Raw genomic sequence first — 24,572 nt, 5'->3', positions numbered from 1 at the left:
GAAAGGTGACAAAAATGCCTGATATAGTCGTGAAAAGGATATATGATGTGTTAAACGAAGAGGACGGATATCGCGTCTTAGTTGACCGCTTTTGGCCAAGAGGGGTAACGAAAGCAAAAGCTAATCTGAATGGTTGGGCAAAGGATATCTCCCCTAGTAACGACCTTAGAAAATGGTTTGGTCACAGGCCGGATCGATTCGAAGAGTTCAAACGTTTGTATCTTGAAGAGTTGCGTTCAGATGAAAGGAAAAGGGAGAAGATAATAGAATTAGTAGAGTTAGGAAAATCCCAAAAACTTACTCTTCTTTATGGGGCAAAGGATTCTGTTCATAATCATGCTGTAGTTTTGAGAGAAGAACTACTGCATAGTTTAAATGGGGTAAACTGATGATGTTTTCTGCTTCAAGTTGACAATAAGGGACGACTAGTTTTATAATAATTCTGAATATTCAATACAATAATTAAGGGAGTGATGATTCGATGAACTTAGCTTCCCAAGAGAATAAAACACGAGGGGAAAATCCCTATACATTTGAAAAGTTTGTATTGGAAAGAGAGAACCTGGACTGGTACCGGGATGACGTTTTTTTACGAAAGGTAGTGCAAAAGTATACGAGTGAGAGGTTTGACCAAGTTGAAAAAGCTTTAATAGCGTTTTCTCCGATGGTTTCTAAAAAAATGAATAAATTGGCCGAACAAGCAGCACGCCCAGAGAACCGCCCTTACATGCTACACTTTGATGCGTTTAACAAACGGATAGATCGTGTCGTTCGACCAATGGAGACTCTTCAACTAGAACAACTTGTTTTTGGTGAGGGTCTGTTTGCTAGTAAAATGGAACCTTGGGAAAGCTTTGTGAAACGTTTGTTAATTCATCAATTAGGAGAAGCAGGCATCACCTGTCCTCTAACATGTACCCATGGACTCATAGCTCTTCTCGATGAATTTCCTGATGAAGATTTGCCTGAACTTCAAGAGATACTCCTACATACCAAAGAAGGGATTGCTGGTGAATTCGCTATCGGTGCCCAGTTTATGTCTGAAATCCAGGGAGGATCTGACCTTCCTGCCAATCTTTTAGAGGCTGTCCCAAATGGTAAGCGCTATCATTTATATGGAAACAAATTTTTCTGCTCAGTCGCACATGCTGATTATGCGGTGGTAACAGCTAAAATTTCTGGTACCGATAAAGTCTCGACCTTTATTGTTCCTTCGTGGCTACCGGGTAACAAAGAACAAGAAAAGCGGAATGGGTTTGAGATTAACCGAATCAAATGGAAAATGGGCACTGCGGAATTACCTACAGGTGAATTTCAATATAATGGGGCTATTGCCTATCCGATCGGCCCTAAGGATAGGGGAATTGCCGTTGCAGTAGGGATCGTTCTCACATTATCTCGTCTTGAAATCGGAATTGCTTGTGCAGGTTTCATGCTTCGTGCTTTTAGGGAAGCGAGCCTTTACAGTGATTTTCGGACGGTTTTTGGTAAAAAGGTTAAGGACTATCCGCTATCAGCGAGTAAGTTAAAATCTATTGAAAATGCTGCTCAACGGACAACCGCCGGTGCTTTTAAGATTTATAATCTTTTCCTAGAGCTGGAAAAGCCACTGAATCCAGGGATTAACTCGGATCAACCGTTGGAGACCAGGAAGCAATTATTCAATTTGAGAGAATTGGTGTTATTGCAAAAAATAGGTACAACAAAGGAAGGGGCAGAGGTTCTTCGTGAAGCGATTTCTATCTTTGGTGGCCATGGGGTTATGGAAGAGTTCTCGTCACTTCCGCGCATTTTCCGAGATATAGTGGTCAATGAACAATGGGAAGGTCCTCGGAATCTATTATTAACGCAAATCTATCGTGACCTTCAAAGGGTAGCCGATTGGTATCCAGCTGAGGACTTTGTCAAAAATGTCCTTGATGGAGCGTCTAGAGAGACAGTTGAACGATTTTCCATGCAGTTGGCCGACCTACTTCAAAGGCCTGTCCTAGGAGAGGTGAGTGAAGCTTCGATAGAGGCAGCTGAAGAGTGGGATGCGTTTTGCGAATCGTTTTTTAAAGCATATCAATCAGTAGCATTACAGGAAATCGTGTAGGAAGTATATCTCGGCAAACAGAAAAAGGCTAGGATTTCCCCTAGCTCTTTTTCTCATCATTGCGCCCTCAATAGCTCATCTAAATTAAAAGCGGTACTTAGGTATGGACTAACTCCCTAAGGTCACAGCCAACCGTGATTTATTCAAGACTTGCGGCGATTTTTAAAAGGGTGCTTTCTTCAATTTTCTTTGTGTAAAACCGATATAATATTTTATCTTTTCTAAAGACGATGTTGAGATCCATTGTCTTTTCATTTATTCCAATAAGTGCCTTATTTTCATTCACCTCTGTTTCAGTCCAACGCCAGTACTGATTGTTAGAAGCGATGTCTTTTAATGATTCGTTGCTTTTTGTTGCAGAGAATTCGTAACTATAGGTATTATCTAGGTTAGAATAACGAAATCCAATCATGATTTGCTTTTTGTCGACAAGGCTAATGGTAGCTTCTTTCATTGTCATCTCCCTAGGGAGATAGGTTGGGAGTTTAATATCAAACTCCAATGCCTTCAAGGCTTCATCTATTTCATTCATACTATAATGAATCGTTTCAATCTCTGCTGTTCGTTTGGTAAAGAGGAAAAGGGATCCAATGGCCAGAACGATAAAAATAGAGCCAATGATGAAGTAATGTTTCATGATTCCTCCTTCCAAGATATTTAAGTTGACTAATCACTCAAACGAAAATTCTGCATCGTTACCAATGTATATGCAAGGTGACCCTCACCAATGTCTTAATTAAGGTCCATTCAGACACTTGGTTCTCTATATGTTCGTACCAAACATTTCCCTCAGCGATGCCTTCGCTAATAAAGAAAAAGTAGATGGGCAAGTTCCAGGGTTGTATGAACTTTGCAGTATGCTATATTAAAATAATGTTCTAAATTTTCAATAAATAATATTGCGCTTATTTATTCCTCATTGTATAATTTTATTAATAGCCAAATACTTCTAAAGAGTTAGCCCTCTTAGGATCCGTAAATGGTCTAAAGGTGTTATTGAATCCAAGTAACTAGATTTTTGACTGTCTAGTCTGAAAACACAGACAAGAGCCGGTTGCATTTTCTGTGCAACTGGCTTTTATTTTTAAGCTCTGTTTCTTTCCAATCTTTGATTGGTGCGGAAAGCACTTGACTCTTGCGAGAGGGCGGGACTAGGTTCCCTACACGCCCGTGGAAAGCGAAAGCTTAGAGTAAAATTAACATCCCGGTTAACAGAGCAAAACTTTAAAAAGAGGAGATGGAGAAATGTTGGATTTTAACTTAAGTGATGAGCAATTAGCGGTTCAAAAAATGGTAAAGGAATTTGTTGATAAAGAAATCAACCCTTATATTCGTGAATGGGATGAGAAGGGACATTTTGAATCTTCGATTTTAGGTCGACTTGCGGAACTGGGACTAATGGGAGTTTGTATTCCTGAGGAGTACGGCGGGAGTGGAATGGATTATAATACGCTAGCGATTGTTTGTGAGGAACTTGAGCGTGGCGATACGGCATTTCGTACTGCTGTTTCCGTACATACGGGCTTGAATAGCATGACACTACTTCAATGGGGATCAGAAGTACAAAAGCAGAAGTACCTAGTGCCGCAAGCGAAAGGATTAAAGGTAGGAGCCTTCGGTTTGACGGAACCCAATGCTGGTTCTGACGTTGCCGCAATGCAAACTTCGGCGGTACTAGACGGCGACCACTACATACTGAACGGTCAGAAGACATGGATTTCACTTTGTGATTTTGCTGACCATTTCCTAGTATTCGCTTACACGGATAAAAGCAAAAAACATGCTGGGATATCTGCTTTTATCGTTGAGCGGACAATGCCTGGGTTCTCCTCAAAGGCGATAAAAGGGAAGCTTGGGATTCGTGCTGGTAATACCGGGGAACTTTTCTTTGATAATGTTCGAGTACCTAAGGAAAACTTACTTGGTCAAGAAGGGGAAGGCTTTAAAATTGCGATGTCTGCCCTAGATAATGGAAGATTTACTGTTGCGGCTGGTGCTGTTGGACAGATTCGTGCTTGTATCGAAGAGAGTGTGAAATATTGTCATGAACGGAAAACATTTGGTAAGGAAATTGGGAAACATCAATTGGTACAGCAGATGATTGCGAAAATGGAAGCTGGATACCAGATGTCAAGGCTACTTGTTTTCCGTGCAGGCTGCTTAAAAAATGAAGGGAAGCGCAATACTCGTGAAACTTCTCTAGCGAAGTGGCAGGCTTGTGATTTTGCCAATGAAGCAGCAAATGATGCAGTTCAAATTCATGGTGCATATGGGTTCTCGAATGAGTACCCAGTTGAAAGATTTTTACGAAACAGTAAAGCGCCTGTTATTTATGAAGGAACGCGGGAAATTCATACCGTCATGCAGGCTGAGTACTTACTTGGCTATAGGGAAGATAAAGCACTTAGCAACCCGCTTCCGGCTTGGCCATATGAGCAAGAAACGGTTAAAAACTAATTGGTTCCGAGAATACAAGAAAAGCAGGAGTCTATCTTCACAAAGGCGAATATGTTCGCTGAGGTGAAAAGTTATGGTTGAAACGATGTTTATCGCTGGTCATTCGCGCTTACCGGCTGGAATGGCTGCAAAAAATGTATATGAAACTCTAACGATAACGGTGGAAATTGAAAAAAAGTTCGGGGTTATCCTTGAAGCTTCATGTACACTCGCAACTGAACATGGTCGTGACTATATTGGTAGATTATTAAGGGGCTATAGTATCCTTCATGGTGTAGATGAAATTGTTGAAGCAGTCAAGCAGAACTACTATGGAAAAGCAACAAATGCCATTACCGCTGCACTAGCTGATCTACATTATCAATTTCAACAAATAAAGCAAAAGGCTCAAGTATAGTGTTGGTAGTCCATCATCTAAAAGACCCAGCAGCGATTGGTCCGAACATAGGACTGAAAGCTACTGGGTCTTTAGTAGATGCATGGTTGTTTTAAAAAAGGCTGTTATCGTTAGGACTGTTGTTAAAATCCTGTGTTTTAACAAACATAAAAGGGAGGAAATCCTTTTGTTGAGGAAAGAGCATCAGGAGGAGAACCTCCAAATAAAACATGAATACTTGCTATATAGTGCTATCTTCTTAAATACATTGATTGTTGTTGTGAACACCTCGATGTTTAATGTAGCTTTACCTTCTATTGCCGATGATTTTAACTTGTCACCGGGAGCCTCTTCACTTATTGTCAGTAGCTATTCCACGGTATTCGCCATTAGTGCCGTCCTTTATAGTAAACTTTCAAACAGTTTTCAATTAAAAAATTTACTAACCTTTGGCATGCTGTGCCTTGCTGTTGGTTCTTTGCTTGGAATGTTTTCAAATGCCTTTTATTTGCTGGTCCTAGCTAGAGTGATTCAAGCAGCAGGAGCGTCAAGCATCTCAGCTTTGGGAATTATTATTACAACAAGATACATTCCTTTTTACCGTAGAGGGGCTGCCATGGCAAGGGTAGCAGCTGCAGTTACCTTGGGGTTTGGATTAGGGCCATTGTTGGGCGGCGTCATAACAGAATATACAGGATGGGAAAATTTATTTGCGATTTCGATCCTAGCGATTCTAACCATTCCTGTTTATCAATATCTGCTCCCACGAGAGGCTAGTTATGGCAACAAGATGGATGTACTTGGTCTTCTTTGGTTAGTTGGAGGCATTGTCTCCCTGTTGTTATTACTAGCGACTAAAAATGGTCTCTTCATCCCAGGAATTCTCTGTCTATGGCTGTTCTGGAAGCATATTGAAAAAGCGGAAACACCGTTTATTCAACCAGATACATTAAAAAATCGTACAATTGCCTACTTGTTTGGAATTGTCTTTATAACCTTCTTCATTAATTTTGCCATCATGTTTGTAACGCCTCTACTGTTGGTTGAAATCTTTCATATAACCAATGTAGCAAAACTAGGTTTGATTTTATTTCCAGCAGCGATCCTCTCGTCGCTTGCTTCTAATTTAATTGGTAGGGCCGTTGACCGATTCGGGGCAATGAAAGTCATTCTTGCTGGGATTAGCTGTTTGTTTCTAGCTACTTTCAGCTTTTCGGCATTCGGGTACCAATCCATCGTCATTGTGTTAATAGCGTTTATTATTGGCAGCTCTGGTTTTGTTTGTATTACCACTGGAGTCCCTAATATAATTTCGGAACACTTGCCTCCTGACCAGGCGAACACAGCCATCGGCACGCTACAGCTTTGCCAATATATAGGTGGTGCCTTTGGTGTAACCGTATCTGGCATGGTACTCGACCAGTTTGTATTATCTAAAGCCCTTAATCCTTTTTGGCATCATAGTGGGAATGAATTTAGTCAAACCTATTTAGTTCTATGTTTCATTGCTGTGGTTGCAGGGGTTTTATATTACACTCTTAACAAGAAACAGCGCTCGAAAAATATTCCATTTCACGAAGTGAAAAAGGGATTATAAGATAATCAAAGAATATATAAATATAGAAACGTTTTCCGAGGTGATTACCATGCAAGCCGTACTGACCGATAAACTTCCATTCTCTTATTTCATTGCTTCGTCTGACGGGTCCATTCGGTATTGCAATGATGTTTTGCTGCAACATATTCAACTAACAGACGTAACGAATAAAAAGATATCCCATGTTTTTGACCGCTGGGAAGAATTGCGTAGTGGAAAGATTATCTACGCTAGTTTCCAGGGGAAAAACTGCATTTTCTTAAATGAACATTTGCCTTCCTCAGATGAACTTGTTTATATTGGTACTTTTTCCTCTGAATTGATCTCACTTGTAGAGGAGCTTGAAGAAGCTAAACGGGTAAACCGCGAGCTCGATGCAATCATTGAAAATTCGTATGACGGCATTTATATTACGGATAAAAACGGAATAACCGTTAAAACCAATTCGGCAATTGAAAGATTAACTGGAATTCCGAAAGAATACTATATCGGGAAAAATGTCGATCAATTAATGAAGAGAGGAATTTTACAAAAATCGGTCACCCATCGAGTTTTAGAGAAAAAGCGCCCGGTGTCTCTCGTTCAAGAGAATCACTTAGGTAGAGAAACCTTGTTGACCGGGAACCCGGTTATGAACGAAAAAGGGGAAATTGAAAGTATCGTCACCAATATTCGGGATTTGTCCGAATTGAATGAGCTTCAATCCGCGCTGAAAAAAGCCAATCAATTGAATGATCATTTTAAAAAGGAAATCGAGCGGCTCAGAGGAAAGATGATTCGTCCGAATGGGGTAATTGTGCGCAGTCCAGAGATGAAAAAAATTTACGATACGGCGTTAAGGGTTGCCAATGTGGATGCGACAGTGCTGATTCTAGGTGAAACGGGAACCGGTAAGGATGTATTAGCACGGTTTATCTATGAGAATAGTGAACGTAAGAAGACTGGAGACTTTATTAAATTGAATTGTGGCGCAATCCCACCTGATTTACTCGAATCTGAATTGTTCGGGTACGAAGGTGGAGCGTTTACGGGAGCGAACGCTAAGGGGAAGCCAGGGATGTTTGAGCTTGCCAATAATGGAGTCTTATTCCTCGATGAAGTGGGTGAGCTTCCGGTTTCGCTCCAGGTGAAATTACTTCGAGTTCTACAGGAAATGGAAGTTCAAAGGATTGGCGGGACAAAGCCAATTAAATTGAATGTCCGAGTGATTGCAGCAACCAATCGGAATTTAAAAGAGATGGTCGCAATAGGAGATTTTCGTGAAGACTTATTTTACAGGTTAAATGTCGTGCCTATTTCGCTCCCGCGCCTTGCAGATCGAAAAGATGATATTCTTCCGCTTGTTGATTCCTATTTGGAAGTGATGAATACAAAATATCAAAAGCAAAAACAAGCGACCTCTAGTCTTAATGAATTTTTTTATCAATACCAATGGCCTGGTAACGTCCGAGAACTAGCTAATTTAATTGAAAGAATCGTTCTTGTAACGGAGGATGATCTGTTAACCATTGATCATCTTCCTGCTGAGTACCGACCCACAAAAGCGTTGGCTGTAGAGGTAAATGAGATGATGACATTAAAAGAAGCAACAGAACTTGCCGAAGAAAGAATACTGCGCTTAGCGATAAAAAAATATACAACCACATACGAGATCGCAGAAGCCCTAAATAGTAGTCAACCCACGATTGTAAGGAAATTGAAAAAATATAATTTAAGATTTTAAATAATACTCGTTTTGAGTAGAGAACCTAATAGGTTAGCAGGGAAACCCACTTTTTTTGTAAAAGTGGTTTTTTTCATGATATCAGGATTTTGAAAAACCACAGTTGTTTGACCCTGATGTTTGTGCGATTCAAATGTGAATTATTTGATTCAATAGTGAATCCTATGTTAAAACGTGTTTTCTCATAAAATTCACTCCAAAAAAATTCAAAAATGAATCAAACCTTCTACTGCTTCGCTTGGCATTGTTGATATAGATGGCTTTTTAATATTGGCACGCATCTTGCATTAATAACTGATAGATAAAATTAAAGGAGGCAATCTGCCATGTTTGTAACTTTGCCACAGGAAATTGAACAAATGAAGCAAATGGTTAAAAACTTTGCTGACAAGGAAGTTGACCCTTATTCACAACAAATTGAAGATGAGGACATGCTACCTCAGCATTTAGTTGAACAAGCGAAGGATCTAGGTTTGTTTGGAATCAGCATTCCAGAGGAATACGGTGGGATTGGTTTAAATGCAGTCGGGAAAGCTGTCGTCTTAGAACAATTGGGTCGGACTCATAATGGCTTTGTCAGTCTCATAAGTGCACATACGGGGATTGGCAGCACAGGCCTAGTTAAGCTAGCTTCAGATTATTTAAAACAAAAATACTTACCGGATATGGCAGCTGGACGCAAAATCGGTGCATTTGCCCTTTCTGAACCAGGAGCTGGCTCAGATGCGACGAATTTGGCTACTCGTGCGGAAAAAGTGGGCAACAATTGGATCTTAAATGGCACGAAGCATTTTATTACAAATGCTCCTGTTGCTGATGTGTTTACTGTTTTTGCTTTAACAGACAAGGCGAAAGGTGCAAAAGGTGGGATTACAGCATTTTTAGTTGAAAAGGATTTCCCGGGTTTTACTATTGGCAAGAAAGATAAAAAAATGGGATTGAGAGGTTCCTATACTGCTCAACTGATTTTTGAAGATTGTATCGTACCTGAGGAAAACGTCATTGGTGAAGTTGGTATGGGCTATATGAACGCGCTGAAGATTCTCGGTGAAGGGCGTGTAGGACTTGCAGCACGTGCAGTTGGTTCCTGCGATAAATTAATTGAATTATCAGCGTCCTATGCAAAGGAAAGAGTTCAGTTCGGTAAGCCTATTGCTGATAACCAAGCGATTCAATGGATGCTAGCCGATATGGCAACGGAAACGGAAGCAGCTAGAATGCTGACGTTAAAAGCGGCCAATATGATTGATGAAGGCAAAACGGTTATTAAAGAGGCTTCCATGGCAAAATTATTCGCCTCTGAAGTATTCAACCGTGTGGCAGATAAGGCTGTTCAAATTCATGGTGGTATGGGCTATGTTTCTGATTATCCAGTCGAACGTTTTTACCGTGATGCACGGATTACGAAGATTTATGAAGGAACAAATGAGATTCAACGATTAATCATCGCAAGACGAGTTTTAGAAGAGAATTAAACTATTTTTAAGTGAGGTGGAAGCGATTGCAAAATGTAGAAAATCGGCCTTGGACGAAATATTACAAAGAAATAAATAATCTAATGATTCCTGAGATTTCGCTTTATCAGATGCTTGAACAAGCCGTAGCGGATTACGGCGATAAGACCGCAATCATTTATGATGACGAAAAAACAAGTTATCGTCAGTTAAAGGAACAGGTAGACCTTCTTGCTGGAGCTTGGAAGCAACTCGGTTTTCAAAAGGGCGAACGGATCGGATTGATGCTTGCTAACCACCCAGATTATGTCATTTGCTATTATGCGACTCAAGCGTTGGGGCTAACTGTTGTTCAAATCAACCCAATGTACACACCTCGGGAGCTATTACAAATTGTCAATGATTCTACTGTTTCCTATATAGTTGGGGACCCTGTAGCACGGAAGACGATTGAAGAAGTGCATGAGATATATGGGTTCAAATACCTAGTCGGTTCCCAAATTGAGTCTTGGGGTTCCAACGAGTTTAAGAGTTTGGATGAGCTAATCTTGTTTTCCACTCCTTTAAAGGAGTGCGCAAGATTGGATGTTCATGAAGATGTTGCTGTTATTCAGTACACGGGTGGTACAACTGGAAAAATGAAAGGCGCAATGCTAACCCACTATAATCTTGTATCCAATGTAGTTCAAAGCCATGCAATGTATGGGGACATTATGGTTAAAGGGGAAGAAACCGTTCTTGCCGCAACGCCTTTATACCATGTTTACGCGATGACGAGCGGGATGAATCTAGGTATCTATATCGGAGCTAGGCTTCTCTTGATTCGAAAGTTCGATGTGACTGATGTGTTGGAGAAAATTAAAAAATATCAACCTACTTTCTTTCCGGGCGTTCCGCAAATGTATATTGCTTTTCTTCACCATCCAAAGGTCAAGGAATACGGCTTAGACTCCTTTAAAACTTGTACGTCTGGATCGGCACCTCTTCCTGTTGAAGTGTTAAAGCGGTTTGAAGAGTTGACAGGAGCAAGTATTGGTGAAGGATTTGGATTATCAGAAGCGTCACCAACAACACACAGAAATCCGCCGTTTGCAGCAAGAAAGGTTGGAAGTATCGGGATTCCAATGCCAGATACAGATTGTAAAATTATCGACGATCAGGGAAATGAATTGGGCACGAAATCAGTTGGTGAATTATTAATTAAAGGACCTCAAGTAATGAAAGGGTACTGGAGAAACGAGGAAGAGACGAAAGCTAGCTTACAGAATGGTTGGCTTCATACGGGTGACCTTGCGATGATGGATGATGATGGTTATTTCTATATCGTTGGCCGGAAAAAGGAAATGATTATTGTTGGCGGTTTTAATATTTACCCTCAAGAAATTGAAGGTGTCTTATATGAATATCCTGACATCCAAGAGGCTGCGGTAGCAGGAATACCTCACGAGAAGCATGGTGAAATCGTTAAGGCATATGTCGTTCCGAAAAAGGGAAGTCAAATTGACTTAGATGAGCTAAAGGGTTATTGCTATTCGAAATTAACCCCTTATAAGGTTCCAAAGTCATTTGAAATCAGAGAGTCTTTACCAAGGAATACAGTCGGTAAACTACTAAAACGCCTGCTTGTAAAAGAAGAATTAGAGAAGGAGGCAAATAAAAATGCCGATTGAGAACATAAATGAAGTCGCTGTAATCGGCGCGGGTACAATGGGTGCGCAGATTGCGATGGTTTGTGCAATGGCGGGCTACTCGGTTGTGCTTCAAGACGTGAGCGCCGAAAGTCTAGTAAATGGAAGGAAAATTCTCGATGAGCAAATGGAGAAAAGGGTCCAAAAAGGGCGATTAACTCGAGAAGAAGTCTGTGCCGCGTTTGAAAAAATTAGGTTTACCACCGCTTTAGAGGATTTAAAACAGACGGATTTTGTGATTGAGGCTATTGTAGAGAAATTGGAGATTAAAAGAGACCTATTTGAAAAGCTTGATCGGTTTACACCGAAGCATGCGATTCTTGCAACAAATAGCTCGACCATTGTTAGCTCGAAGCTTGCGGATGCGACGAATCGACCAGAGCAAGTCTGCAATGTCCACTTTTTTAACCCGGCTCTTGTGATGGAATTAGTTGAAGTCGTTCGTGGACCACATACATCGGCAGAAACGGCGGAAATGGCAATGGCGTTTGTCAAATCAATCGATAAGTATCCGGTTTTACTAAACAAAGAGATTTCCGGATTTGTAGCCAACCGGATTCTCGGAAAACTAATGGATGAAGCGGTGTATTTACTTGAAAACGGCATTGCTAGTCATGAAGACATTGATATCGTTTGTAAAAAAGCGCTTAATCACCCGATTGGACCATTTGCATTAATGGATTTAACTGGAATTGATGTCAATTATCTTGTTCGCATGCAACGGTATCAAGAATCTGGAGATGAGAAAGATAAGCCAGCTAAAATCGTTCAAGAAAAGGTTGAAAAAGGCGAGCTTGGGAGAAAAACAGGCAAAGGATTCTATACGTACGATTCTGCACCAGCAAAAGTTTAGGAGGAAAAAAGATGAACATTTTTGTTTTATTAAAAAGGACATTTGATACAGAAGAAAAAATTACAATCGCCAAAGGTGCAATCAATGAAGAGGGCGCTGAATTTATTATCAATCCTTATGACGAGTATGCGGTCGAAGAAGCGATCCAACTTCGCGATAACCATGGCGGTGAAGTAACGGTCGTAACGGTTGGCAATGAAGAAGCAGAAAAACAACTCCGCACAGCTTTAGCGATGGGCGCGGACAAAGCGGTATTAATCAATACAGAAGACGATCTCGAATCAGGAGACCAATTCACGACCGCTAAAATTCTAGCCGAATACCTAAAGGACAAAGAAGCAGACATCATTCTCGCTGGAAACGTCGCGATTGATAGTGGCAGTGGTCAAGTTGGACCGCGTGTTGCCGATCTATTAGATATTCCATACGTAACAACGATTACAAATCTAGAAATCTCAGGAGAAACAGTTACAGTTGTGCGCGATGTGGAAGGGGACTCTGAAACGATTGAAACGAAGTTACCAGTACTCGTAACTGCACAACAAGGGTTGAATGAACCACGTTACCCTTCCCTTCCTGGGATTATGAAGGCAAAGAAAAAGCCACTTGAAGAGTTAGAGCTAGATGATTTGGATCTTGATGAAGACGATGTTGAAGCAAAAACAAAGGTGGTCGAAATCTTCCTTCCACCAACAAAAGAAGCAGGTCGTGTTCTTGAAGGAGAGCTTGATGCACAGGTAAAAGAACTTGTGAACCTACTTCATAAAGAAGCAAAAGTTATTTAAAGGGGGATAAAGTATAATGGGGAAAAAAGTTACAGTTTTAGGTGAAGTACGTGATGGAGCATTAAGGAACGTATCTTTTGAGGGAGTAGCAGCCGCAAGAAAAATTGCAGAAGACGGAGAAGTTGTTGCTGTCCTTCTAGGGTCTGCTGTTAAAGATTTAGCTCAAGAAATGATTGTTGCGGGTGCAGACCGGGCTGTCGTTGTTGAAGACGAGAAATTAGCTGGCTATACGTCTGACGGATATGCACAAGCCTTGTTAGCAGTTGTGGAACAAGAAAATCCAGAAGCAATTCTTTTTGGTCATACAGCCCTTGGAAAAGATTTATCTCCTAAAATTGCAAGCAAACTAGGCTGTGGTCTTGTTTCTGACGCTGTGAACGTAGAGGTTGAGGGCGGAAACGTTGTCTTTACCCGTCCAATCTATTCGGGTAAAGCATTTGAAAAGAAAATTGTTACCGATGGTGTTATTTTTGCGACGATTCGTCCGAATAACATTCCACCATTAGAAAAAGATGCTTCACGTACCGGTGAGGTTTCGGAAGTCTCTGCTGAAATCAAAGACCTGCGCACAATTGTACGGGAAGTAGCGAAAAAAGCGACTCAAGGAGTGGATCTTTCTGAAGCAAAGGTCATTGTTGCTGGAGGGCGTGGCGTCAAGAGTGAAGAAGGATTTGAACCCCTACAAGAGCTTGCTAATCTACTAGGCGGAGCTGTCGGTGCCTCGCGTGGAGCATGCGACGCCGAGTATTGTGATTACTCGCTACAAATCGGGCAGACAGGGAAGGTGGTTACACCAGACCTCTATATCGCTTGTGGAATTTCCGGAGCCATCCAGCATCTTGCGGGTATGTCTAACTCAAAGGTCATCGTTGCAATTAATAAAGATCCTGAAGCGAATATTTTCAAAGTAGCGGACTACGGGATTGTTGGAGATTTATTTGAAGTGGTACCACTGTTAGTTGAAGAGTTTAAAAGTTTACTAGTAAAGGCATAAAAAGAAGAGTCCCCGTTTAGGCGGGGGCTTAATTCCGCTTATCAGAAGGGGGATTTACATGGAAAAGGTGAGTGTCATCGGGTCTGGAACGATGGGACGAGGAATTGCGTTCTCTTGTGCGACATCAGAATTTCTGACCGTGGTTCAGGATATATCTGAAAGCTCATTAGAAACCTGCCGTACCTATATTGAAAAACAATTGGGACGTTCAGTTGATAAGGGGCTATTGACGGTAGAGGAAGCTGATGCTGCGAGAGAACGTATCCAATATACAACAAGCATAGAAGAAGCTGCCGAGGAGGCAGATCTAGTTATTGAGGCAGTTTTAGAACTAATGGATTTAAAAATCGAGATCTTTAAGCAACTGGATCAGTTTGCTCCGCCCCATGCCATCTTAGCGACGAATACTTCGACGATGAGCCCAACTGAAATTGCGGCGCAAACGAACAGACCAAGTCAATGTATTGCCCTACATTTCTTTAATCCTGTTCCAAAGATGAAATTAATCGAAGTGATTTGTGGTCTAGAAACCTCAGAAGAAACGATTCAAAAGAGCTTTGAATTTGGAAAGACACTTGGGAAAGAGTGTGTGAAAATCAATGAATACCCAGGATTCGCTGTGAGCCGCATGAACTGTTTAATCGGGAATGAAGCGATGAACATGGTAATGGAAGGCGTCGGAAGCGTTGAAGACATCGATAAGGCGATGAAGCTTGGGCTTAACCATCCAATGGGTCCTCTAGAGTTGGCTGATTTAGTCGGACTTGATACTCGACTTCGAAATATGGAATATCTTCACAAAACATTAGGCGAGAAATACCGACCATGTCCAATCCTTGTTAAATACGTAAAGGCTGGGTGGCTAGGGAAAAAGAGTGGCAGAGGATTCTATAACTATAGTGAATAGGGGGATGTATAATGGATTTTCGCTTAGACGAGGATATTGAATTTTTGAAAAAAGGTGTCCGTGACTTCGTTCAGACGGAAGTAGAAGCAGTCGCGATGCAAATCGAAGAAGAAAATAAAATTCCACAGAAAATTATCGATATGTCCAAGGAAATGGGCTTGTTTGGCTTAAGCATTCCAGAGGAATATGGTGGCCTTGGGATCGGAATGGTCGGCAAATGTGCCCTTTATGAAGAGATTGGCGCAACTCATAACGGTTTCACGACATTAATAGGTGCCCATACAGGAATTGGGACTGTCGGTATTGTTGAAATGGGCAATGAAGCACAAAAGCGTAAATATCTCCCTGATATGGCTGCCGGGGAAAAGATTGGAGCGTTTGCCTTAACTGAACCAGCAGCGGGATCAAATGCGACGAATTTGAAAACAACTGCCGTGAAAAAAGGCGATAAATATATTTTAAATGGAACGAAGCATTATATTACAAATGCGACCGAGGCGGATGTTTTTACCGTGATGGCTGTAACTGATCCATCGAAGGGGTCAAAAGGGATTACTTCTTTTATCATTGAAAAAGATTTTCCTGGTTTCCAAGTCGGTGCTGTTGAGCGGAAAATGGGGTTAAGAGGGTCACACTCGGCCGAAGTAATTATGGAAGATTGTGAGGTTCCAGTTGAAAACGTCCTAGGGGTAGAGGGCCAAGGTTATGTCAACGCCCTTAAAATCCTTGCCAATGGTCGCGCTGGTTTGGCAGCAAGGAATTTAGGTTCATGCCAAAAGCTGCTTGATATGTCGGCGACTTATGCAAATGAACGGGTCCAATTTGGGGTCCCAATCATTGACCACCAGGCAGTTGGCCATATGTTAGCTGAAATGGCGATGGAAATTGAAGCTCTGCGTTCGTTTACTTACCGTGTTGCTTGGATGGTGGACCAAGGAATGAAAGTGATCAAAGAGGCAGCGATGTTAAAGTTATACGGTTCTGAGGTTTATAACCGCGTAGCCGATAAAGCTGTTCAGGTGCATGGAGGTATTGGCTATATTTCAGATTATCCGATTGAGCGTTTCTTCCGGGATGCGCGGATTACGAGGATTTATGAAGGAACGTCTGAGATTCAAAAGAATATTATCGCTGGTCAATTGAAGAAGGAATATAAATTAGATTAATAGAGGGGAGCAGGATTTATGGTCAATAAGGATAACATTGTCATCGTTAGTGCGGTCCGTACACCAATCGGTCGTTACGGAGGCTCATTTAAGGAGATCAACTCGGGGTTTTTAGCGAGCCACGTTGTCAAGGAAGCGGTAAATCGTGCGAACATTTCGAGTGATCAAGTGAACGAAGTGATTTTAGGAGAGGTAAGACAGAGCACGGAATCATCGAATGTCGCGAGGGTTGCAGCTTTAAGAGCGGGAATTCCTGAAACTGTTCCTGCGTTTACGATTAATCGACTGTGTGCTTCGGGGATGCAGGCAATCGCCTCAGGTGTTCAACAAATCCAATCAGGTCAAGCGGAGGTTGTTGTTGCAGGTGGAACAGAAAGCATGAGTTGTTCACCCATTTATCTTCGCGGATCAAGGTTTGGTGGCGACCGGACCCATCTAGTCGATTCTAATACAGAAGCGGGGCAGCAGCCAAAAGAGATTTACGGTGATAGCCTTGGAATGGGGATAACCGCAGAAAATGTAGCCGAGAAATATCAGGTTTCTCGCGAAGACCAGGATGCGTTTGCAATTGAAAGTCAGCGTCGAGCAAGCTTGGCCATCGAGGAAGGGAAGTTTAAGGAAGAAATTGCTCCGTTTGAGGTTAAAACAAAAAAAGGTTCAACTGTTGTGGATACGGATGAGCACCCGCGCCCGGATACGACGATTGAAAAGCTAGCTACCTTAAAGCCTGCATTCAGAAAAGGTGGAAGCGTAACAGCTGGTAACGCATGTGGCCGTAATGATGGTGCCGCTGCAGTTGTGTTAATGACAGCGGAAACAGCCGAAGCAAAAGGGGTAAAACCGTTAGCTCGAATCGTCGATTGGGCAGCTGTTGGGGTATCACCAGAAATTATGGGAATTGGTCCAGTTCCTGCTGTGAAAAAGTTGCTTGAACGTACTGGTAAAAGCATTGAAGAAATTGATTTATTTGAGTTGAATGAAGCCTTTGCATCCCAAGCTTTAGCGGTGATTCGTGAACTTGGCCTTGATCAAGAAAAAGTCAATGTTAATGGTGGCGCAATTGCCCTTGGGCATCCGGTTGGAGCCACTGGTGCTCGAATCGTAACAACTTTATTGTATGAATTAAAGCGACGTAAACAGCGATATGGAATTGCGACACTTTGTGTCGGTGGTGGCCAAGGAATGGCAATTTTGATTGAAAATATTATTGAGTGATGAGGAGTTGTGAGCGTATGAAGTTTGAAAATATTGAAATCACCCAAAATGGGAAACTGGCTTATATTGTGATTAATCGACCTGAACTTCGAAACGCGTTAAATACGGAGACGCTACAGGAAATAGCAGGTGCACTCGATTTGCTGCAACGAGATGATTCTGTTGGATGTGTTGTTTTTACAGGAAAAGGGGCAAAGTCGTTTGCTGCAGGAGCGGACATTGCCCAGTTAAAGGAAAAAACGTTCCTCGATGTTTTTAATCCAAACAGCATGCAAGAGGTCTACGATAAGATTGAAATGTACGATAAGCCTACAATTGCGATGGTAAACGGGTTTGCACTTGGAGGTGGATGTGAACTAGCGCTTTCTTGTGATATTAGGGTTGCATCCTCGAATGCAAAGTTCGGACTTCCTGAATTGAATTTATCCATCATTCCTGGAGCAGGTGGTACCCAGCGTCTGGCAAGAGTGGTAGGAAAAGGGATTGCGCTCGATATGATACTTACCGGGAAGATGCTTGATGGAGAACAAGCCCACCGAATTGGCTTAGTGTCGGAGGTTGTTCCACCGGACGAACTCGAAGAAAAGACGGTAGAAGTAGCGGAGAAAATTTTAGCCAAAGGTCCGCTTGCTGTAAAATTGGCAAAGCTTGCAGTTCATTCTGGGTTCGAAACGGATCAAAAAACAGGTTTGATTATTGAAAAGCTTGCACAGGCCGTTCTCTTTGCAACCGAAGATAAAAATGAGGGGACAGCGGCCTTTACTGAAAAAAGAAAACCAGAGTTCATGAATAGGTAAAAAACTAACTAAAACTCTTGTACTGAATCGGAGCTTTCGTTTATAGTTAAGGACAAACATTTAACTATAGGAAGGCGTTCAATATGTACAAGAGTTTTTATCATTTCTTAATGAAATATCGGCATCCGAAGCCAAAGGATGATATCAGTCGATTTGCGAATAACGCATACGAAGACCATAGCTTTCCAAAGAACTCGGAGGATTATGATGAGGTTAGCTCCTACCTTGAGTTTAATGGGCAATACCTTGAGAGTATGGCCATTTTTGATGAAGCATGGGAGATTTACTTGCAGACAGAAGGGTAAGTATTACTTAAATATAATTTTTTATTGAGGCCACCGATAAGCTATCGGGTTTAGGCCTCTTTTCTTTTATTGGGCGTGTCGAATTAGCCACCCTCCGCATATAATGTGTTAATAAACTCACGACGCATCATTGAGAGGATGGAGGAAATGGAAAACCGTAAAGAACCGAAATATAATATCGGTGATACAGTCGTGATCACAATCTATGGTACTGTAGGAAAGGTAACAAATGTTAATTTTCTATTTTTACTGGGTTCATAATGGAATTTTGTAAAACATAGGAGTGATCTTAAACATGGCCCTCGCCGCTATTTATTTACGACTATCTAGAAATGAGGAACAGCTAAACATTGATGAAATATTAGGAAGTCATCGAAATGCACTAATTAAACTTGCTAAACAAAATAATTTAACATATGACGTGTATCAGGAAATTTCGAGTGGTGTAAATAATGTTAGACCCCAATTAAATCTTCTGCTAAATAAATTAGATGAATATGATTATCTCTTAGTAATGGATATAGATCGGATTTCCCGTGACAACGCCTATGCTGAACAAATCAAGACGATGTTGATTGCACACGACATAAAAATCTTAACTCCACATGGTGCAATTGATTTAGCCCAGGAAAGCAATGAAATGCTTTTTTCGTTCCAAGCAATGATGGCGAACTTTGAGTACAAGCAAATACGGAAACGGTTAGGTAGAGGTCGCTTAGCTGCCGCAGAACAAGGAAGATGGGTAATGAGTAATAAAGCACCACTAGGTTATAAAAAGGACGAAAATCAAAGATTAGTTATCGTTGAAGACGAGGCAACAATTATTAGACATATCTTTCAGAGAACCGTACAAAGAGTAAGTGCCAATGAAATCGCAAAAGAGCTAGATACATACGGATGGAGGAGCAGAAGCGGCAAAATTCTAACAACATCTCACATATCCAGTATACGAAAAAATGTTGTTTATTATGGAGTGGTTCAAGCTTGTAGGAGGGTTAACGGAAGAGTGGTTGATGAAGTATTTGTTGAGAATGCACATGAACCGATTGTAAGTAAACAAACTTTCTTAGAAGTTCAAAAAATATTAGAAGAAAACAAGAGTGGTAGTTATTTTAATAAAAAGAAGGCGAACCGGAGACTACAAAACCTTCTGTACTGTTATTGTTGCGGAAGAAAGAGATATATCCAAACGGATGGAACCGATATTGATTACATTAAATCTTGTTCATATAAAATTAGCAATAATACATGCAAAGATAGAGGTCATAAATATTTACCTGTTGAAGTATATGTTTTGCAGAAGGTAAAAGATAAAAAAGCGGATTTTGAAATTGCGCTTGAAAAATTAAAAACTCATGACACTTCTGAAGAGGAAAATAAACTTAATTCTCAAAAGGAATCACTTATTAGGCAAATAGGAAAGTTTGATAATAGACAAAAGAATCTAAAGGTAATGAGAATGGATGGAGAAATTACAAAGGCTGAATTCCTGGAATTAAGCGAGGAGAATGAAAGGCAAATCAAAAATGTTAAGCAGCAAATAGAACTAATAAACATTCAATTAGAAAACCTTAATAATACAGAAGAAGAACAAAGCCGGTTAGCACGATGCATTGAAACTTTAAACAAGATTGATAATATTGAACCTGAAGTTTGTAATACTTTTCTTAAGACTTTTATAAAGAAAATTTGGTTTTCAACTAATTCAAGAGTGGATCATAATACAAGAAGAGAAGTTCCAGAGGTTACTATTGAAATTGAATGGCTGTAAAGGTGTGTTGGGTATTGAACATAGAAGAGCCACGAACATGCGCCAATCATCCCCGCCACTCCCCTCAATTGAAACTCTCCCTGGAAAGCATTAATATAGCTATCCAAGGAATGGATTGGATTGGCGGTCTGTTGCTGGCTAAAGTAAATGGTGGCACCTTTACTAATCGTAATTGATGTACAACTGCACGCGCGTACATATAGTGTACAAAATCGCCCTAGTGCAGTACGTATCGTAATACAAATTGTATAGGGAAAAGGTCTCCGTCCCCTCCCAAATATGCAAAAATCTAAATAAAGAAATATAGGTTGTAAATGGATGCAAAGAGAGTTTTAACTTAGAGGAATAAGCATCAAGGCGTGGGTTTATTTAGGAGAATTGGAAAAATATGCGGTTGGTTGAGAGGTATTCCGTCTTTCTTGTCGAATTTTGTTATTATAATTTTATCGAGAAGAGGGATAACATTGAATATTAATTACCTTAGACAATTTGTGAATAATCTTGACATTAATCAACCGAATGCTGTATCAGTTAAATTTGTCCAAAAGATAATGGAAGCCTATGAAGTTTACCAACCTACTATAAGGCCACAAATGCGTCAAGATTTAAAAGATCTATATAATGAGGTTTTCCAAACAAGATTGTACGATTTACCGCAAGAGATTTACAACCCTAATGTAGGCCAAGATGGGTATCTATCTGTGGCAACTCTAGATGTAGCACGTGTGGCTAATACCATAGTGGAAATAGATTCAGAAGAAAATATACATGGTGATATGGGCGAAATGGATCTTAATGATATAAATTTTTACTGCATTAAATTTACTAATACTAATGATGAATCCATGTATATATTTCGCAGGTTTACAAAAATGAAAAAAATTCGAAGTGGAATCTTGGGTATTTTAGAAGATAATACTTTAAGGAAGTTTGATAACGAACTTTTTATTGGTTTGGATAGAGATATAGATATATTAGTATTTCAAAATGAAATGTTAATAATCAATCGATTTGCATTACAAACAATTTTCAATTTACAGGATTATTTTTCAGAAAGAGCAACAGAAGCCCTAAGCCATATTGAGGAAGGTAATATTATAACTAACTTTGATGAATTTAGAGATGATTGTTTAAATGATAGACAAGCATCTAAGAGAATCACTAAGATTTTAAACACTCCTGGGAGAATTGAAGGGTTTATACAAAATCGTAATTTACTTCCCAATGTGATTGCTGAAGCAGATTTAGATATTGAATTAAATCAACACGGTCAAATTGTATATACAAGAAATAGACAAGTTAGAAGTCAAATACTTTTCTGTATTGCAGATGCATATTATTTATCATTAATTTTAGGTCGTATAGGTGAGGATGTTACGCAATAAATCTAAAGAAGGGAATATATATGAAATTCACTAGATCGTTACAAAAAATTCTCTTTTATTTATCATCTTTTATCCCCTTATATTTGTTGCTCATAGTACAAAATATACAGCTTTTTGATGACAATGGCCGTCTTCTTACCCTTAAATGTTTTTTTAATCAATTTCTTAATATAAGCACTTCTGTGTCTATATTTTGGATAGGTTTATTGATTTTTTTTATATTGTCATTGTTCGGTGTATTTTTGTTTTTTCGTGTATATACAAAAACAGAGGGAAGAATAGGTACAATAAAGGATACTGAATTTGTTAGAGAGGATACAATGGGGTATATTGTAACGTATATTGTTCCACTAATATCAATGGATATACATAGCGGGAGAAGTTTACTAATAAACTTTATATTATTTTTTATCATTGGAACTTTTTATGTAAAGAATGATCAGTTATTTATGAATCCGTTATATAATATTTGTGGTTATAATGTTTTTTCTGCAGAAGAATATATTTATATAACTAGAATTAGTAAAACTAAATTAAAAAAGATAGCAAAGAGAAACCTTGAGGTAAAAAAAGTTAATCTTATAGGAGATATATATGTTATAACCGAAGTACCTCTACAAACAAGTCGTTCAGATGACTTATATCTATAATAGATTTAATACTATCACAAACTAATTGGACTGCTTTAATTGTTTAATTAGTAAAAAAGCTTCCTACAAGGATGCTTTTTTTTATGTTGTAAAATAGGAGACATATGTAGAAATGAAAGGGTTAATACCTATGAATATTCAAGACATGTTCGTTTGCTGGATTTGGTGTATTCATCACCTTATAGGAATTGTTAATAAAGGTTGGGACAAAACCAAGTCGCAAAAGCACAGGCTTTACGACAGTGGTGCTTGAAACTACAAAGTGAAGGAAGAGGTAAAAGGCATAGCCAAACTACGATTAAATGAATTTTGATTACAAGTAATTAAAATGTTTGTACCAGCTCTGACATAGCATTTACCACCGAATGACAAAAAGTGTACCAAAGAATTACAGACTGTTTACAAACGGGCAAGACTAAATAATGTATTGTGTAGTAGACCTATACTGCGTAATAATTTTCTTCATTTTAGTTGGTTTTGTGTGAACTAACAAGCAGAGCTCTTCAAAACTAATTGCAATTTAATGGTAATATATAGATGTAAATAAAAAGCATTAATATTTTACACTATGATGGTTCAAAGGTAAGTGTAGAATGTGTTTAAAAGATTTTTTAATAAAATTGGATATTTTTTACAAATGGAAATGAATTGCTAGAGAGCAAAGTTTAAGTTAGAAAAACTAATAAGTGAAACAAGGTGGAGAAGATGAAACTTAATAATTTGTACAATTTCAAGAATTCAGTCAAGCATTTTCTGGACATTGATATTCTTAAATTCCCAACTGATATATCCTCATTTGATATTAGTAAGTTGGTCTGGGTTGAACCTATTAATTTTAGAGTTAAAAAGCAAGAAGATAAGTATCGAACCCTTAAAATGCCAAATATTTTGAATTTTATAGTTGCATATGAACATTTTAAGGATTTATCAAATTTTGATAGCATTCAAAATTTAGATCCACTACATAAACGCTTATCAGCAAATATTGATACTGGGGATTTTGTATCAGGTGAATACGAAAGGCAATTAGAGGAGGATTTTAACAGGTTATGCGTTTATGATCAACTTATTAAAATGGATATAAAGGAATACTACGGGAGGATCTATACTCATTTAATAGACTACGAAGAACATGAAGAACGATTTTTATCCAATATGAATCAGGGAAAAACAAATGGATTAATAATGGGAAATTATTTGTCATTATATTTCGCAGAAAGTAACTTAAAAAATATCAGTAATGAAATAGCAGGAGAAATTAGAAGAGCAAAGATTGACTGCGAGTTTTCCTATTTTTCCGATGACTTTTACTTTTTCTGTAATAAGGATGATGTTGTTGAAATAACAAGGATTTTTGATAAGGTGTTGGAAAAATATGAATTAGAAAGAAATGATAGCAAAAAAGAGGTTTGGACATATGAAACTTTCAATAATTACAATTTAGTTGCGAGATATTGGAAAAAATTAATTGCCCATTGTAATGTAAGATTCGATAAGGAAAAAGATAATAACAAGCTATATTTTATTAACCAACTTGTTTTTAGAGTCTCAAACTTAGAAGATGATAAACTTAAGAAGGTTTTTATAAATAATTTTTTTAAGACGAAATATTTTAGAGAGTTAGACCTAGAGAGTTATCAAGTTAAGAATTATGATTATCACCAATTATGTTTTCTATTTAACTTATCTCCTGAGACTATGTTGTATACAGTCGATAAATTTAATGATATGAGTAATTTTGACAAAAATAGATTACATAAATTTTTCCATGTTAGGTATAGAGAAGTGCTTAAAACTTCATTTAATGAAGAGCAGTTGTATTTTTATTACGCAATAAAAATATTTGATTTTACAGATGTATTGATTGAAAATAAAAATAGAGTAATGGAAACAAGCAATCAAGTATTAATTTCGTATTACCTAAAAGATGGGTATTTTGAAAAAGAAGAATTGGATAAATTAAAAGAAAATGATGGTGAACAATACTGGTTTCAAAATTATCACCTGATACTGTATTCTGCTGACTTAAAAGCTGATTTAGAAGGTAGCATTGTAAAATATCTAATTCCCAAAAAGGTATTCGAGGTAAGAAAAGAGCAATCACGTATGGAAAAAGTGAGCAGTTATTTGGAGTTTTATAGAGCAAACATAACATCAGAGCTTCCCATCATTAGAGATATTCCAGAGGTTCTTAATGAAATTGAAGAGTATTTAGCATTGAAAATAAAGGAAATGGAAGACGGCTTTGAAGCTGAAGATATGGATATATAAGTGGTTTAATCAATGACAAAAGCATGGTCTTTTAGAGTATGCAAGTGTATTGATAAGCATATGGCTTCCTTGAGCTTCTTCCC

21 protein-coding genes are annotated in these 24,572 nt (G+C 39.1%); 20 read left to right on the top strand and 1 reads right to left on the bottom strand.

The genetic code is table 11. The features are described 5' to 3' along the window. Positions 1–14: 14 nt before the first annotated feature. Complete coding sequence (locus BMX30_RS20425; RefSeq protein ID WP_090749810.1) at positions 15–389, top strand: DUF488 domain-containing protein; 375 nt, start codon at positions 15–17, stop codon at positions 387–389. A gap of 92 nt (positions 390–481) precedes the next feature. After that, complete coding sequence (locus BMX30_RS20420; RefSeq protein ID WP_090749808.1) at positions 482–2,095, top strand: acyl-CoA dehydrogenase family protein; 1,614 nt, start codon at positions 482–484, stop codon at positions 2,093–2,095. A gap of 139 nt (positions 2,096–2,234) precedes the next feature. Here the strand turns inward: BMX30_RS20420 and BMX30_RS20415 are convergent, their stop codons facing one another. Beyond that, positions 2,235–2,732 carry a DUF4367 domain-containing protein gene (locus BMX30_RS20415; protein WP_090749806.1) on the bottom strand — a complete coding sequence of 166 codons (498 nt, stop codon included), beginning with the start codon at positions 2,730–2,732 and terminating at the stop codon, positions 2,235–2,237. A gap of 608 nt (positions 2,733–3,340) precedes the next feature. Here BMX30_RS20415 and BMX30_RS20410 point away from each other — a divergent pair. The 18 genes from BMX30_RS20410 to BMX30_RS20325 all read left to right on the top strand — a co-directional run bounded on the left by BMX30_RS20410 (position 3,341) and on the right by BMX30_RS20325 (position 24,489). Further along, positions 3,341–4,552, top strand: a complete 1,212-nt coding sequence (locus tag BMX30_RS20410) for an acyl-CoA dehydrogenase family protein (RefSeq protein WP_090749804.1) — start codon at positions 3,341–3,343, stop codon at positions 4,550–4,552. A gap of 73 nt (positions 4,553–4,625) precedes the next feature. Then, the gene (locus BMX30_RS20405) at positions 4,626–4,949 is read left to right on the top strand and encodes a DUF3870 domain-containing protein (RefSeq protein WP_090749802.1); all 324 of its coding nucleotides are present in this window, start codon (positions 4,626–4,628) and stop codon (positions 4,947–4,949) included. Positions 4,950–5,115: 166 nt separating this feature from the next. Next, the gene (locus BMX30_RS20400; RefSeq protein WP_170843959.1) at positions 5,116–6,525 is read left to right on the top strand and encodes an MFS transporter; all 1,410 of its coding nucleotides are present in this window, start codon (positions 5,116–5,118) and stop codon (positions 6,523–6,525) included. Positions 6,526–6,574: 49 nt separating this feature from the next. Next, positions 6,575–8,248: a sigma-54 interaction domain-containing protein gene (locus BMX30_RS20395; protein WP_090749798.1), complete on the top strand. Its 1,674-nt coding sequence runs from the start codon at positions 6,575–6,577 to the stop codon at positions 8,246–8,248. A gap of 326 nt (positions 8,249–8,574) precedes the next feature. Continuing rightward, complete coding sequence (locus BMX30_RS20390) at positions 8,575–9,723, top strand: acyl-CoA dehydrogenase family protein (protein ID WP_090749796.1); 1,149 nt, start codon at positions 8,575–8,577, stop codon at positions 9,721–9,723. Positions 9,724–9,749: 26 nt separating this feature from the next. Then, positions 9,750–11,372 (top strand): long-chain-fatty-acid--CoA ligase, encoded by a 1,623-nt coding sequence (locus tag BMX30_RS20385; RefSeq protein ID WP_090749794.1) that lies wholly within the window; start codon positions 9,750–9,752, stop codon positions 11,370–11,372. Next, positions 11,362–12,243, top strand: a complete 882-nt coding sequence (locus tag BMX30_RS20380; RefSeq protein WP_090749792.1) for a 3-hydroxyacyl-CoA dehydrogenase family protein — start codon at positions 11,362–11,364, stop codon at positions 12,241–12,243. The genes BMX30_RS20385 and BMX30_RS20380 overlap by 11 nt, the downstream gene beginning before the upstream one ends. Positions 12,244–12,254: 11 nt before the next feature. Further along, positions 12,255–13,028, top strand: a complete 774-nt coding sequence (locus BMX30_RS20375) for an electron transfer flavoprotein subunit beta/FixA family protein (protein ID WP_090749790.1) — start codon at positions 12,255–12,257, stop codon at positions 13,026–13,028. A gap of 16 nt (positions 13,029–13,044) precedes the next feature. Beyond that, positions 13,045–14,022, top strand: coding sequence for an electron transfer flavoprotein subunit alpha/FixB family protein (locus BMX30_RS20370; protein ID WP_090749788.1), 978 nt, complete (start codon positions 13,045–13,047; stop codon positions 14,020–14,022). Between the two features lie 58 nt (positions 14,023–14,080). After that, positions 14,081–14,929, top strand: a complete 849-nt coding sequence (locus BMX30_RS20365; RefSeq protein WP_090749786.1) for a 3-hydroxyacyl-CoA dehydrogenase family protein — start codon at positions 14,081–14,083, stop codon at positions 14,927–14,929. 11 nt (positions 14,930–14,940) lie between these two features. Further along, positions 14,941–16,095: an acyl-CoA dehydrogenase family protein gene (locus tag BMX30_RS20360; protein WP_090749784.1), complete on the top strand. Its 1,155-nt coding sequence runs from the start codon at positions 14,941–14,943 to the stop codon at positions 16,093–16,095. 18 nt (positions 16,096–16,113) lie between these two features. Beyond that, the gene (locus BMX30_RS20355) at positions 16,114–17,310 is read left to right on the top strand and encodes a thiolase family protein (protein ID WP_090749782.1); all 1,197 of its coding nucleotides are present in this window, start codon (positions 16,114–16,116) and stop codon (positions 17,308–17,310) included. A 17-nt stretch (positions 17,311–17,327) separates the two neighbouring features. After that, positions 17,328–18,107, top strand: coding sequence for an enoyl-CoA hydratase/isomerase family protein (locus BMX30_RS20350; RefSeq protein ID WP_090749780.1), 780 nt, complete (start codon positions 17,328–17,330; stop codon positions 18,105–18,107). Between the two features lie 83 nt (positions 18,108–18,190). Continuing rightward, on the top strand, positions 18,191–18,412 hold the full coding sequence (locus BMX30_RS20345) for a YozE family protein (RefSeq protein WP_090749779.1): 222 nt from the start codon (positions 18,191–18,193) through the stop codon (positions 18,410–18,412). 295 nt (positions 18,413–18,707) lie between these two features. Continuing rightward, positions 18,708–20,183 (top strand): recombinase family protein, encoded by a 1,476-nt coding sequence (locus BMX30_RS20340; protein ID WP_090749778.1) that lies wholly within the window; start codon positions 18,708–18,710, stop codon positions 20,181–20,183. Between the two features lie 464 nt (positions 20,184–20,647). Beyond that, complete coding sequence (locus BMX30_RS20335; protein WP_090749776.1) at positions 20,648–21,568, top strand: Kiwa anti-phage protein KwaB-like domain-containing protein; 921 nt, start codon at positions 20,648–20,650, stop codon at positions 21,566–21,568. Between the two features lie 20 nt (positions 21,569–21,588). Next, positions 21,589–22,218, top strand: a complete 630-nt coding sequence (locus tag BMX30_RS20330) for a hypothetical protein (RefSeq protein ID WP_090749774.1) — start codon at positions 21,589–21,591, stop codon at positions 22,216–22,218. Between the two features lie 705 nt (positions 22,219–22,923). Then, the gene (locus BMX30_RS20325; protein ID WP_090749773.1) at positions 22,924–24,489 is read left to right on the top strand and encodes an RNA-dependent RNA polymerase family protein; all 1,566 of its coding nucleotides are present in this window, start codon (positions 22,924–22,926) and stop codon (positions 24,487–24,489) included. Positions 24,490–24,572: the final 83 nt, after the last annotated feature.

The organism is Mesobacillus persicus (assembly GCF_900109925.1).
In the GTDB taxonomy this organism is placed as follows: domain Bacteria; phylum Bacillota; class Bacilli; order Bacillales; family Cytobacillaceae; genus Mesobacillus_B; species Mesobacillus_B persicus.
The sequence above is the reverse complement of the archived record's forward strand: the minus strand, read 5'-3'. Positions and strand labels throughout refer to the sequence as shown.

Coding starts and splice junctions, on each gene's coding strand:
- BMX30_RS20425 (WP_090749810.1), top strand. CDS start 15: ATGCCTGATATAGTCGTGAAAAGGATATATGATGTGTTAAACGAAGAG.
- BMX30_RS20420 (WP_090749808.1), top strand. CDS start 482: ATGAACTTAGCTTCCCAAGAGAATAAAACACGAGGGGAAAATCCCTAT.
- BMX30_RS20415 (WP_090749806.1), bottom strand. CDS start 2,732: ATGAAACATTACTTCATCATTGGCTCTATTTTTATCGTTCTGGCCATT.
- BMX30_RS20410 (WP_090749804.1), top strand. CDS start 3,341: ATGTTGGATTTTAACTTAAGTGATGAGCAATTAGCGGTTCAAAAAATG.
- BMX30_RS20405 (WP_090749802.1), top strand. CDS start 4,626: ATGGTTGAAACGATGTTTATCGCTGGTCATTCGCGCTTACCGGCTGGA.
- BMX30_RS20395 (WP_090749798.1), top strand. CDS start 6,575: ATGCAAGCCGTACTGACCGATAAACTTCCATTCTCTTATTTCATTGCT.
- BMX30_RS20390 (WP_090749796.1), top strand. CDS start 8,575: ATGTTTGTAACTTTGCCACAGGAAATTGAACAAATGAAGCAAATGGTT.
- BMX30_RS20380 (WP_090749792.1), top strand. CDS start 11,362: ATGCCGATTGAGAACATAAATGAAGTCGCTGTAATCGGCGCGGGTACA.
- BMX30_RS20375 (WP_090749790.1), top strand. CDS start 12,255: ATGAACATTTTTGTTTTATTAAAAAGGACATTTGATACAGAAGAAAAA.
- BMX30_RS20370 (WP_090749788.1), top strand. CDS start 13,045: ATGGGGAAAAAAGTTACAGTTTTAGGTGAAGTACGTGATGGAGCATTA.
- BMX30_RS20365 (WP_090749786.1), top strand. CDS start 14,081: ATGGAAAAGGTGAGTGTCATCGGGTCTGGAACGATGGGACGAGGAATT.
- BMX30_RS20360 (WP_090749784.1), top strand. CDS start 14,941: ATGGATTTTCGCTTAGACGAGGATATTGAATTTTTGAAAAAAGGTGTC.
- BMX30_RS20355 (WP_090749782.1), top strand. CDS start 16,114: ATGGTCAATAAGGATAACATTGTCATCGTTAGTGCGGTCCGTACACCA.
- BMX30_RS20350 (WP_090749780.1), top strand. CDS start 17,328: ATGAAGTTTGAAAATATTGAAATCACCCAAAATGGGAAACTGGCTTAT.
- BMX30_RS20345 (WP_090749779.1), top strand. CDS start 18,191: ATGTACAAGAGTTTTTATCATTTCTTAATGAAATATCGGCATCCGAAG.
- BMX30_RS20340 (WP_090749778.1), top strand. CDS start 18,708: ATGGCCCTCGCCGCTATTTATTTACGACTATCTAGAAATGAGGAACAG.
- BMX30_RS20330 (WP_090749774.1), top strand. CDS start 21,589: ATGAAATTCACTAGATCGTTACAAAAAATTCTCTTTTATTTATCATCT.
- BMX30_RS20325 (WP_090749773.1), top strand. CDS start 22,924: ATGAAACTTAATAATTTGTACAATTTCAAGAATTCAGTCAAGCATTTT.